Genomic DNA, 12,228 nt, shown 5'->3' on the forward strand with positions numbered 1-12,228 from the left:
CTGCGAGACAGGCTGCGAGACAGGCTGAGAGGCAGGCTGAGAGGCAGGCTGCGAGACTGGCGCGCCGGCCTCGCGGTGGTTCGTGGCATCAAGCATCGCGGGCCTCCTGCCGGAAGGCGCGGCCGGCGAGCGGCGACGCAGCGAACGGTACGCGGCCGCGCGCGGCACGCGACCGGGGCGAAACGACGGACGGATTCATCGCGGACCTCACGGCGTGGCCGGCTTCAGGCCTGTTCGAGCAGCACATAGAACTTCTTCGCATCCTCGATCGTCTCCCAGCGGCCCGCGAAGCCGGCCGGCAGCAGGTAGCCCTGCCCGGCCGAGAACTCGCGGCGGTTGCCCTCGACGTCGGTCAGCGCGACGCGCCCCTCGACGAGCCAGACCGCCTCGTCCGACTCGGTGGCCGGAAACTCGACCGAGCCGACCTTGCCTTCCCACCAGCCCGCCACGTAGCCGCGGCTGTTGCCGGCGCTCGCGCGCCAGTCGCATTCGTCCATGCCGTAGTCGAGCCGCGTGAATTCGCCGAGGCCCGCGCCCAGCGCGACGATGTCGTGGATCAGTTTGCTCATGTGCGTCATTCCAGGATTGAAAAGAATGGAATGGACTGTACCCACGGACCGTGCGACGGTATGCCCCCCCTCAGGGGGGGCAGCGCGCGTTTCGTGGCCGCCCGCGGGCCCCGAAACGGGATCCGTACAACACCGGCTTTACGGCGACCGCCGGGCCTGTCCTATAATTGCCCCGCCTTCATTCCGGCACGCCACATGGCCGCCCACGCCCGCTCCTCGCCCTCCGATCCCGTCTCGATCCCGCTGTCGTTCCAGACGCTCGGCCGGGTCATCGAATCCGTTGGCAGCCCTGAATTCGTGCCGCGCCTGACCGTGCTGCTCAACGAGATCGTGCCCGTCAACGTGGTGCATATCGAACGCTCGCGCGCCGACACGGCGATGCCGACCGGCTTTCGCTGCGAGTGGGTGGGCAGCGGCGGCGTGGGGATGGACAACCGCACGATCGCCGACGTGATGACGCTCTACTACGACCGCTTCTACGATCGCGACCCGCTGTTCGCGGGCATTCGCGGCGAGGTCGGCACGCTGCTGGTGGTGCGCGACATCGGCGCGATCCCGCCCGGCGAATTCCGCCAGCGCCTCTACGACGAGGTGCAGATCGCACACGAATGCGTGCTCGCGCGCGGCACGCGCCACGCCCAGCATTCGATCGCGCTCGAACGCGACACGCGCCAGCCGGCGTTCTCGCTGGCCGAAATGCAGCGCTTTCGCACCGTCAGCGACTGCCTGTTCCCGCTGCTCGAACTGCACGCCTCCACCACCGCCGCGAAGCGGATCGGCATCGCCCAGGTCACGCCGCACCTGCACCCGCTCGCGCTGTTCGATGCGCGGATCGCGCGCGACCCGCCGCGGCTGTCGCGGCGCGAGTACGAGATCTGCGCCCACCTGATCGGCGGCAAGACCGTGCCCGAGGCCGCCGACATCCTCGGCGTGCGCGTGGCCACGGCCGAGTCCTACGTCAAGCGCGCGTTCGCCAAGCTCGGCGTGCGCACCAAGCGCGAACTGATCCTCTGGGGGCAGGCCGGCGCCTGAACCCGCCCGCCGGGTTGGGCGGCCTGCGCAAGCATCGGTCGCAATCGATGTGGACATCGCCATTTCGCGATTCGTCCGCCGCGCGAACTCCCCTACCATCGTCGCGGCGCGGTTCCCGCGACGCATCGACATACCGGAGACATCCCGATGAGCTTCCTCCCGAGCCGTCACGCCGACGACGGCCTGCCCGTCCATCCCGCCGCGACGATCGCCGGCGCGCACCACTACCACGGCGACGCCGCCGGCGAGGCGCGCCACGCGCTCCATCACGCGGCCACCGGCGAGCCCGCCGGCTGGCAGGAGAGCGCGAGCGCGGCGCTGGTCGACGCGGCCGTGGCCGCGGCGCGCGACGCGCTGCCCGGCTGGCGCGCCACCGCGCCGGCCGAACGCGGCCGGCTGCTGCGCGAAATCGCGGCGCGCATCGAGGCGGACCGCGCCGAACTCGCGGCGCTGCAGAGCCGCATCAGCGGCAAGCCGCCGGCGGAAGCCGGGATCGACGTGGGCGACGCGGCCGCCACGTTCCGCTATTACGCGGACCTCTGCGACGACGCGGCGAACTTCGGCCCCGAGCCGGTCGCCATCCCGGAAGCCGGGATCGCGGCCGAGCGCGCCTGGCAGCCGGTCGGCGTGGCCGCGCTGATCGTGCCGTGGAATTTCCCGATGGTGACCACCGCCTGGAAGCTGGCGCCGGCGCTGGCCGCCGGCTGCACGGCGGTGCTGAAGCCGTCCGAGCTGACCTCGCCGGTCGAGCACCGGCTGATCGCGCTGCTGCACGCGGCGGGCGTGCCGGCCGGGGTGGTCAACGTGGTCAACGGCGGCGCGGAAGTGGGCGCACGGCTGACGGCGCACGAGCAGATCGACAAGATCTCGTTTACCGGCAGCACCGCCGCCGGCCGCCATGTGATGCGCGCGGCCGCCGAACGGATGACGCGCGTGACGCTCGAACTCGGCGGCAAGTCCGCGCTGATCGTGCGCGACGACGCCGACCTCGAGCTGGCCGTCTCGCTTGCCATGGGCGGCGCGTTCACGAACGCCGGGCAGATGTGCTCGGCCACCTCGCGGATCCTGGTTCACGAGCGCGTCCACGGCGCGTTCATGGCCGGCTTCGAGCACGCCGTGCGCGCGCTGGTGGTGGCGCCGCCGCACGTCGCCGGAGCGGCGATGGGGCCGCTGATCTCGGCCGCGCATCGCGCCCGCGTGGACGCCGCGCTCGACGCGGGCCTCGCCGCCGGCGCCGCGATCGCGTTCGCGGGCCGGCTCGATCCGGCCTGCGGCAGCGGCTTCTTCCGCGCGCCGGTGGTAGTCGCCGAGCCGGCGCACGACAACCCGCTGTGGACCGACGAGGTGTTCGGCCCGGTGGCCTGCGTGAAGTCGTTCCGCGACGACGACGAGGCCGTCGCGCTCGCCAACGACACGCGCTACGGGCTCGTCGCGACCGTCGTCACGCGCGACGACGCGGCCGCGCGGCGCTACACGGCGGCGCTGCGCGCCGGCCTGGTCTGGATCAACACGCCGCAACTGGTCTTCCCGCAGGTCTGCTGGGGCGGGCTCGGCCTCAGCGGGATCGGCCGCGAACTCGGCGTGGCCGGGCTGCGCAGCTATCAGGAACTGCGGCACGCGATCGCCGCCTGACGCGGCGGGCGCCTGGCGGGGGCGGCCTGGCTTGCCCGTCATGCGTCGATGCGCGATGCGCCCGGGCACAACCGGGCACAACCGGGCACAACCGGGCGCCGATCCTGCCCGTTCCGGCGGCACATTCCGGCGACCTACGACGCCGCAACGCCGCCCTTCCACGCCGCGCCCTACGGCTAGCTTCACCGCCGCCTCATCGCTTCTGCATCGCTCGCCTCAACTGGGCCACCTGCCGTGGACCACCGCCGGCCCGCCACGGCACCTGCCGCGCCCGACAGTCGACACCCGCCCGGCCGCCCCGCTGCCCGCATCGGCCCGTATCGGCCCGCATCGGCCGGCTCCCACGCCCCGCTTCCCGCCGCCCGCACCCGCCCGCGCATAGCTGCTATGCGGCCCACGCAACGGAGCCCCGCCCCTCATCGCCATAATCGGTCTCGTCCTGTCGTGCGAGCCGCACCGCCGCACGGCAGGCCGACACCAATAACGACAGGCTTCGCCGCCTGCGGGAGATAGACATGCAACCGTGGTATCGCACGATGGCGCCCGCGCAGCGCCGCACGTTCTGGGCCTGCTTCCTCGGCTGGGTGCTCGACGCAATGGACGTACAGTTCTTCGCGTTCGTGATCCCCACGCTGCTCGCCACCTGGGGCATGAGCCGCGCGCAGGCCGGCATCATCGGCACCTCGGCGCTGGTGGCCTCCGCGCTCGGCGGCGTGGCCGCGGGCGTGCTGGCCGACCGCATCGGCCGCGTGCGCGTGCTGAAGCTCGCGATCCTCTGGTTCTCGCTGTTCACCGGCCTGTCGGCGTTCACCAACGGCTTCGAGCAGCTGCTGTTCACGCGCAGCCTGCAGGGGCTCGGCTTCGGCGGCGAATGGGCCGCCGGCGCGATCCTGATCGGCGAGGTGGTGGACCGGCGCATCCGCGGCCGCGCGGTGGGCGCCGTGCAGAGCGGCTGGCCGGTGGGCTATGCGCTGGCGGCGCTGGCCTACTGGGCGCTGTTCAACACGCTGCCCGAGCACCTGGCCTGGCGCGCGCTGTTCCTGATCGGCATCGTGCCCGGCCTGCTGGTGCTGTGGATGCGCCGCAACGTGGCCGAATCGGAAGCGTTCGAGGCGGCCGCCAGCTACCGCGCCCAAAGCGGCACGCTCGACACCTTCGCGCGCATCTTCGCGCCGGCCGTGCTGCCGCGCACCGCGCTCGCCTCGCTGATGGCGGCCGGTGCGCTCGGCGGCAACTACACGATCCTGACCTGGCTCGTCACCTACCTGCGCCAGACCCAGCATCTGGCCGTCAACCTGACCACGGCCTACCTCGCGGTGAACCTGCTCGGCTCGTTCTGCGGCTACATCGGCATGGCCTACCTCAGCGACGGCATCGGCCGCCGCCGCACCTTCGCGCTGTCCGCGGCCGGCGCGATCCTGACCGTGCTGGTCTACACCATGCTGCGCCTGCCGCCCGTCACGCTGCTGCTGCTCGGCTTCCCGCTCGGGCTGTTCCAGTCCGGCATCGTGTCGGGCATGGGCGCCTGCTTCACCGAGCTGTTCCCGGTGCAGATCCGCGCCTCGGCGGGCGGCTTTTCCTACAACTTCGGCCGCGGCATCGGCTCGCTGGTGCCGGCGGCCGTCGGCATCACGAGCGCGTCGGCCGGCCTCGCGAAGTCGATCGGCGTGTGGGCCGCGGCGTCCTACGTGCTGGTGCTGATCGCCGCGGTGTTCCTGCCGGAAACCCGTAACAAGGAGCTTGAATCCCATGTCTGACACCCTCGGGCCGCGCAACGGCGGCCGCATCCTGGTCGACGCGCTGGCGCGCAACGGCGTGGACACCGTCTACTGCGTACCCGGCGAAAGCTACCTGCCGGTGCTCGACGCGCTGCACGACACCGACGGCATCCGCACCATCACCACGCGCCACGAAGGCGCCGCCTCGAACATGGCGGACGCCTACGGCAAGCTCACCGGCCGCCCCGGCATCTGCTTCGTGACGCGCGGCCCGGGCGCCACGCACGCGAGCAACGGCGTCCACACCGCGCGCGAGGATTCCACGCCGATGATCCTGTTCATCGGCCAGGTGGAGCGCGGCCTGATCGGGCGCGGCGCGTTTCAGGAGGTGGACTACCGCGCGATGTTCGGCGGCCTCGCCAAGCACGTCACCGAGATCGACGACATCGCGCGCATCCCCGAGGTGGTGGCGGCCGCGTTCAGCATCGCGATGTCGGGCCGGCCGGGGCCGGTGGTGATCGCGCTGCCCGAGGACGTGCTGTTCGCCAGCGCCGAGGTTGCCGACGCGCCGCCGGTGCGGATCGCCGCCGCCGCGCCCGATCCCGCGGCGATGGACGAACTGCGCACGCTGCTGGCCGAGGCCGAGCGCCCGCTCGTGATCGTCGGCGGCACCGGCTGGGACCAGGACGCCTGCGCGGCGCTGCAGCGCTTCGCCGGGGCCAACGACCTGCCGGTGGCGGCCTCGTTCCGCCGCCAGGACCTGTTCGACAACCGCGATCCGCACTACGTGGGCCAGCTCGGCCTCGGCGTCTCGCCGGCGCTCGCCGCGCGGGCGCGCGACGCCGACCTGCTGATCGTGATCGGCTCGCGGCTCGCGGAAACCACCTCGTCGGGCTACACGCTGTTCGCAAGCCCGCGGCCGAAGCAGCCGATGATCCACGTTCATCCGGACCCGGCCGAACTCGGCCGCGTCTACCAGGCGCGCCTGCCGATCAACGCGGCGCTGCGCGGCTTCGCGCTCGCGCTCGACGCGCTCGCACCGATCGAGCCGGCCGTGCGGCAGCGCTGGCGCGCCTGGACCGAGGCGGCGCGCGCCGACTACGTCGCGCATTCGACGCCGGCCGCGCCGACGCCCGACATCGAGGGCGTCGATCTCGCGCAGGTGGTCGGCCACCTGAACGCGGTGCTGCCCGACGACGCGATGATCTCGAACGGCGCCGGCAACTACACGGTCTGGGTCCACCGCTTCTATCGCTACCGCCGCCCGGCCACGGAACTCGCGCCGACCAACGGCGCGATGGGCTACGGCTTCCCGGCCGCGATCGCGGCCAAGCTCAAGCATCCGGAGCGCGAGGTGGTGTGCTTCGCCGGCGACGGCTGCTTCATGATGTATCCGCAGGAGCTGGCCACGGCCGTGCAGTTCGGCGCGCCGCTCGTCGTCATCGTCGTCAACAACGCGATGCTCGGCACGATCCGCATGCATCAGGAGCGCGAGTACCCGGGCCGCGTGTCGGCCACGCGGCTCGTCAATCCCGACTTCATCGCGATGGCGCGCGCGTTCGGCGCGCATGCCGAGCGCGTCGAACGCAGCGAGGATTTCCCGGCCGCCTTCGAGCGTGCCCGGCGCGCGGGTGTTGCGGCATTGATCGAGCTGCGCACCGATCCGCGCCAGATCACGCCGGCCAACCGGCTGACGGCGGCGTGACGAGCCCGCAACCGGCGCGCAACGGGGCGTAGCGGCAAGCGGCCCGGTGGATTAGTGGCAACGGCGGGCCGCCCCAGGCGCCCGCCGGTTTGCTCGTTTCGGTCAATCCAGGCAGAACCGCACGCGCGCCGTCAGTCCTCCAGCGGCGCCGGCCCGGGCCGCGCGTGCAGCGTCGTGCCGGGCCAGCCGCCGTCCACCACCAGCGTGACGGCGAGATCGCGGATCATCCGCGCGACGTCGCCGACGCCATCCGGCATCGCGCGATTCTGCGGCCACGCGATCGCCACCTCGCGCGCGACCGCCGGGCCGCCCAGCGGGAAACAGCGCAGCCGCCCCGCCGCCACTTCCTCCAGCACCGCCGCCGACGGCAGAACGGTGCAGCCGCAACGTTCCATCACGAGCCGCTTGGTCAGCGAGATCGAGCCGTCGCATTCGAACACGATGTTCGGCGTGAAGCCGTGCCGCTCCGCGAGCCGCTCGACCAGCAGGCGCAGGCCGTGGTGCGTGCTCGGCAGGATCAGCGGCACGCGGCCGAGCGCGCGCACGTCGACCGGGCCGTCGGGCAGGCCGTAGCCGGCATAGGTGACGAGGCACACCGCCTCGGTCAGCAGCGGGTCGAACTGCATCGCGCCGCGATGCTCGGGCACGTACATCACGGCCAGGTCGATCTCGCCGTCGCTGAGGCTCGCCAGGATCTGGCTCGCGAGCCCCTCCACGAAACGCACCCGCGTGTCCGGGTAGCGCGCCTTCAGGCGGTTGCCGAGGCGCCCGAACATGATCCGCGCGACGGTGGGCTGGGCCGCGATCGTCAGGCTCTCGGGGCCGCCGCGGGCGCGGCTGCGCATCGCGTCGCGCGCCTCGTCGAGCGTGCGCTCGAGCGTCTGCGCATAGCCGAGCAGCTGCCGCCCGCGCTCGGTCAGGCCGACGCCGCGCCCGCTGCGCCGGAACAGCCGCACGCCGAGTTCGGTTTCCAGCAGCCCGACGCGACGGCTGATGGTGGACTGGTTCGCGCCCAGCTCCATCGCGGTGCGCGAGATGCTGCCCGTCTTCGCGACATGCAGAAATACCTTGAGATCGTCCGAATTCAATTCATGCCCCGATGGCGGCGAGGAAACGTGATGAGCGTCGTGAGCGTCGGATGCGCGACGGGCGCGCGCCGCCGCGCAGTGTATCAAGCGGCCTCGTGCGCGGCCCCGAATGGCGTGCCGCCAAATTGATCAGAACAATCAAAATTGACCCAGGATAGCTAGCTCAATCGCACCCTTATTGATTGAAATGTCACTTTCATGATTGGTTTGCGCAAAAATTTGATCTGAACTACACTCCGCCCTGATCGAAATGATCATTTTGAGATTGTTCCCGGCGGAGAACGGTCTCTACGACGAACAACATCTGGAGACATGTGAGATGCAGATCCCCATCAAACGCTCGATCGAACGCGTGCCCGGCGGCATGATGATCGTCCCCCTGCTGATCGGCTCGATCGTGGCGACGTTCCTGCCCGGCATGCCGAAGTTCTTCGGCTCGTTCACCAACGCGCTGTTCACCGGCGCGCTGCCGATCCTCGCCGTGTTCTACGTCTGCATGGGCGCGGGCATCGACATCAAGGCCACCCCGTACCTGATGAAGAAGGGCGGCGCGCTGCTCGTCACAAAGGTGGGCGCGGCCGTGGTGGTGGGCATCGTGCTCGGCCATTTCCTCGGCGAGCAGCCGGTCTCGTCCGGCCTGTTCGCCGGCATCTCGACGCTGGCCGTGGTGGCCGCGATGAACGACACCAACGGCGGCCTCTACATGGCGCTGATGGGCCAGTACGGCCGCTCGGAGGACGTCGGCGCCTATACGCTGATGTCGCTCGAATCGGGACCGTTCCTGACCATGGTGACGATGGGCGTCGCGGGCCTCTCGGCGTTCCCGTGGCAGACGCTGGTGGGCAGCATCCTGCCGCTCGCGCTCGGCATGCTGCTCGGCAACCTGGACCGCGAGATGCGCGCGTTTCTGGCCAAGGCCGTGCCGGTAATGATCCCGTTCTTCGCACTGGCGCTCGGCGCCGGCCTCGACCTGCACAAGGTCTGGCAGGCCGGCCTGCTCGGCATCGGCCTGGGCGTGGCGGTGGTGGTCGTGACGGGCATTCCGCTCTACTTCGCCGACCGCCTGACGGGCGGCACCGGCGTGGCCGGCGTGGCGGCGGCGAACACCGCCGGCAACGCGGCGGCGGTCCCGGCGCTGGTGGCGGCGGCCAACCCGGTGTACGACGCGGCGGCGCAGAGCGCGACGCTGCTGGTGGCGGCCTGCGTGGTGGTGACGGCGATCCTCTCGCCGATCCTGACCGCGTCGGTGGCCAAGCGCTACCAGCGCCGGCAGGAGGCCCGGGCCGCGGCGTCGAACCAGGGGCGGGAGACGGCATGACGCGTTTGCTGATCATCGCGGACGACCTGTCGGGCGCCGCCGACTGCGCGATCGGCTTCGCGGGCGCGGGGCATCGCACCGTCGTCACGCTGGACGCGACGCGCCTGGCCACGCATGAAGACGCCGACACGATCGCCGTCGACACCGACACGCGGCGCCTCACGCCCGAAGCGGCCGCGGCGCGCACCACGGCCGCCTACGCCGAGATCTGCGTGCGCGGCCAGCGGCTGTACAAAAAAATCGACTCGACGCTGCGCGGCAACTGGGCCGCGGAAGTGGCCGGGCTGCACGCGCTGGTGGGCATGGCGATCGTCGCCCCGGCGTTCCCGGCCACCGGCCGCACGGTGCAAGGCGGCCGCGTCTACGTTCACGGCGAGCCGCTCGAACAGACCGCGACCTGGCAGCTCGAGCACGCGGAGCGGCCCGCGGGCATCGCCGAGCAGCTCGTTGAGGCCGGCCTGCGCACCGCGCTGCTGGACGCCGAGGCGCTGCGCGACGACCCGCAACGGCTGGCGGCCCGGATCGCCGCGCTGGCCGCCGACGGCGCGCAGGCGCTGATCGTCGACGCGCAGAGCGCGCAGGCGCTGAGCACGCTGGCCGACGTGACGCTGCGCAGCGACGCGGACTTCTTCTGGGTCGGCTCGGGCGGGCTCGCGCGCGAGATCGCGGCGCTCGACGCGCGCGACGGCGCAGGCGCCGCCGATGACGCGAACGATGCGTTCCCGGGCGGCCCGATCCTGATCCTGGTCGGCAGCCTGTCGGCCGTCAGCGAGCGCCAGTGCGTGGTGCTGCGCGAGCAGGGCGGCGTCGAGGAGTGGACCGTGCCGCCCGCCGTGCTGCGCCGCGCGGCCGGGCACGCCGACTGGCCGGACTGGCAGGCGCGGATCGGCGCGGCGCTCGACGCCGGTCGCGATCTGCTGCTGCGCATCGGCCGCGACGACGCGTTCGATCCGGCCGAAAGCATGCAACTGTCGACGGCGCTCGCCGCGCTCGTCGAGCCGCACTTCGCGAAGGCCGGCGGCCTGATCGCGACCGGCGGCGAAACCGCGCGCGCGATGCTCACGGCCGCGCGCATCGGCAACCTGCGCCTGCTGGCCGAAGTGGAAGCCGGGGTGGCCGTGGCACGGCCGCTCGACGCGGCGCATCCGCATCGGCCCGGCGTGGTGACCAAGGCGGGCGCATTCGGCACCGACCGCGCGCTGTACGCGGCGTGGCGAACCCTGCGCAACGAAACCGGACCGGACGTCGGCGCGCGCTGACGTCCGCACCTCACAACGAACCGAGCAGCATCCCCCTGACGGCTAACGAGATCACATCATGAGCAACTATCTTCCTGTAATCGGCATCACGATGGGCGATGCGGCCGGCGTCGGCGCGGAAGTCGTCGTCAAGAGCCTCACGCACGCGTCGGTCTACGCGCAATGTCGCCCGCTCGTGATCGGCGACGCGAAGCGGCTCGAACTCGCGAACCGGATCGTGGGCGGCACGATGCAGGTGCGCCGCATCGAGGACGCCTCGCAGGCGCGCTACGAGCAGGGCACCATCGACTGCATCGACCTCGGCCTGATCCCCGAAGACCTGCCGTTCGGGCAGCTCTCGCCGGTGGCCGGCGACGCCGCCTACCAGTACATCAAGCGCGCGGCCGAACTCGCGCAGGCCGGCACGATCGACGCGATCTGCACCGCGCCGCTCAACAAGGAAGCGCTGCACGCGGGCGGCCACAAGTATCCGGGCCACACGGAAATGCTCGCGCAGCTGACCGGCGTGGACGAGGTGTCGATGATGCTGGTCGCGCCGCAGCTGCGCGTGATCCACGTGACGACCCACATCGGCATCCTCGACGCGGTGCGCAAGATCGAGCCGGGCCTCGTGCAGCGCACGATCGAACGCGGCCACGCGACGCTCGTGAAGGCCGGCATCGAGAAACCGCGCATCGGCGTGTGCGGGATCAACCCGCATGCCGGCGAAAACGGCCTGTTCGGCTATGGCGAGGAAGAGGAAAAGATCATCCCGGCAGTGCAGGCGCTGCAGGCGCGCGGCCTCGACGTGACCGGCCCGCTGCCGGCCGACACGCTGTTCTTCCGCGCCGGGCGCGGCGACTTCGACCTGGTGGTGGCGATGTACCACGACCAGGGCCATGGCCCGGTGAAGGTGCTCGGCCTCGAGGCCGGCGTGAACGTGACGGTGGGCCTGGAAGTGATCCGCACCTCGGTCGATCACGGCACCGCGTTCGACATCGCCGGCAAGGGCGTGGTGGACGAAGGCAGCATGCTGGAAGCGCTGCGCCAGGGCGCGGAACTGGCCACGCGCCGCCACTGACGCGGCCGGCCGGCCCGCTGCGGTAAGATTGCAGGCCTTTTTCATGCTCCTTGCTCCGTGAAGAAAACCACCGACCGCCATCAGGCGATTCTCGAACTGGTCCGGACCCGCGACGCCAACGTCGAGGAACTGTGCGCGGCGCTGGGCGTGTCGGAAGCGACCATCCGGCGCGACCTGACCACGCTCGCGCGGCAGCGCCGGCTGGTGCGCACCTATGGCGGCGCGACCGCGGCGCAGGTCGGCGTCCACGAGCCCGAGGCCTCGCTGAAGGAACGCGAGGCCGCGCAGCGCGAGCAGAAGGAGGCCATCGCGCAGGCGGCCGCCGCGCGGGTTCGCCCCGGCGACACCGTGCTGCTTGACGGCGGCACCACCTGCGCCGCGCTGGCCCGGCACCTGGCCGCGCGCGAGGACCTGCACGTGGTGACCAACAACCTGCTCGCGGTGATGGCGCTGGCCAACGCGCCGGGCGTGCGGCTCACGCTGATCGGCGGCGAGCTGCGCAATTCGAGCATGAGCACGCTCGGCCCGCTCGCCGAACTCGTGCTGGGCCGGCTGACCGTCGATATCGCGTTCCTCGGCGCGGACGGCGTGGTGGCCGGCTTCGGCCTCTGCGAGGCATCGGTGCAGCAGGCCTATCTGAAGGAATGCATCGTGGCGCGTGCCGCCGAGGTGGTCGTGCTGGCCGACTCGGCCAAGCTCGGTCGCGCGCGGCAGCAGCACTGGACGCCGCTGCCGTGCCGCTGGCGCCTGATCACCTCGACGCAGGCCGATGAAGCCACGCTCGCGCCGTTTCGCGAGCGCGAGGAAGTGACGATCGAGCTCGCGTAGCGGGTTTCTGCTCACGATC

The 12,228-nt window shown here is 71.6% G+C and carries 10 protein-coding genes; 8 read left to right on the plus strand and 2 right to left on the minus strand.

The window, feature by feature from the left end; all coding sequences use genetic code 11:
- Positions 1 to 224: 224 nt before the first annotated feature.
- Positions 225 to 569, minus strand: coding sequence for a cupin domain-containing protein (locus tag BpN12_RS08910; RefSeq protein ID WP_246792092.1), 345 nt, complete (start codon positions 567 to 569; stop codon positions 225 to 227).
- Positions 570 to 764: 195 nt separating this feature from the next.
- Here BpN12_RS08910 and BpN12_RS08915 point away from each other — a divergent pair, with 195 nt between their 5' ends.
- The 4 genes from BpN12_RS08915 (at position 765) to BpN12_RS08930 (ending at position 6,656) form a co-directional block, all read left to right on the plus strand.
- Positions 765 to 1,601: a helix-turn-helix transcriptional regulator gene (locus BpN12_RS08915; protein WP_246792094.1), complete on the plus strand. Its 837-nt coding sequence runs from the start codon at positions 765 to 767 to the stop codon at positions 1,599 to 1,601.
- A gap of 147 nt (positions 1,602 to 1,748) precedes the next feature.
- A complete protein-coding gene (locus tag BpN12_RS08920; RefSeq protein ID WP_246792095.1) occupies positions 1,749 to 3,233 on the plus strand; it encodes an aldehyde dehydrogenase family protein in 1,485 nt (494 codons plus the stop codon).
- Between the two features lie 515 nt (positions 3,234 to 3,748).
- Positions 3,749 to 4,990: an MFS transporter gene (locus BpN12_RS08925; RefSeq protein ID WP_246792096.1), complete on the plus strand. Its 1,242-nt coding sequence runs from the start codon at positions 3,749 to 3,751 to the stop codon at positions 4,988 to 4,990.
- The gene (locus BpN12_RS08930) at positions 4,983 to 6,656 is read left to right on the plus strand and encodes a thiamine pyrophosphate-binding protein (RefSeq protein WP_246792097.1); all 1,674 of its coding nucleotides are present in this window, start codon (positions 4,983 to 4,985) and stop codon (positions 6,654 to 6,656) included. Before BpN12_RS08925 ends, BpN12_RS08930 begins: the two co-directional genes overlap by 8 nt.
- Before the next feature lie 131 nt (positions 6,657 to 6,787).
- On the opposite strand, the gene BpN12_RS08935 is transcribed toward BpN12_RS08930, so the two are convergent.
- Positions 6,788 to 7,744 carry a LysR family transcriptional regulator gene (locus tag BpN12_RS08935; RefSeq protein ID WP_246792098.1) on the minus strand — a complete coding sequence of 319 codons (957 nt, stop codon included), beginning with the start codon at positions 7,742 to 7,744 and terminating at the stop codon, positions 6,788 to 6,790.
- A gap of 319 nt (positions 7,745 to 8,063) precedes the next feature.
- On the opposite strand from BpN12_RS08935, the gene BpN12_RS08940 reads away from it, so the two are divergent.
- From BpN12_RS08940 to BpN12_RS08955, 4 genes are read left to right on the plus strand one after another with little or no spacing between them, the layout of a single operon-like run.
- A complete protein-coding gene (locus tag BpN12_RS08940; RefSeq protein ID WP_246792099.1) occupies positions 8,064 to 9,062 on the plus strand; it encodes a 2-keto-3-deoxygluconate permease in 999 nt (332 codons plus the stop codon).
- Positions 9,059 to 10,321 (plus strand): four-carbon acid sugar kinase family protein, encoded by a 1,263-nt coding sequence (locus BpN12_RS08945; protein ID WP_246792100.1) that lies wholly within the window; start codon positions 9,059 to 9,061, stop codon positions 10,319 to 10,321. Before BpN12_RS08940 ends, BpN12_RS08945 begins: the two co-directional genes overlap by 4 nt.
- A gap of 58 nt (positions 10,322 to 10,379) precedes the next feature.
- Positions 10,380 to 11,381 (plus strand): 4-hydroxythreonine-4-phosphate dehydrogenase PdxA, encoded by a 1,002-nt coding sequence (pdxA, locus tag BpN12_RS08950; protein ID WP_246792101.1) that lies wholly within the window; start codon positions 10,380 to 10,382, stop codon positions 11,379 to 11,381.
- A 57-nt stretch (positions 11,382 to 11,438) separates the two neighbouring features.
- Complete coding sequence (locus BpN12_RS08955) at positions 11,439 to 12,209, plus strand: DeoR/GlpR family DNA-binding transcription regulator (protein WP_246792102.1); 771 nt, start codon at positions 11,439 to 11,441, stop codon at positions 12,207 to 12,209.
- Positions 12,210 to 12,228: the final 19 nt, after the last annotated feature.

Origin of the sequence: Burkholderia perseverans (assembly GCF_022870505.1) — a bacterium.
In the GTDB taxonomy this organism is placed as follows: Bacteria; Pseudomonadota; Gammaproteobacteria; order Burkholderiales; family Burkholderiaceae; genus Burkholderia; species Burkholderia plantarii.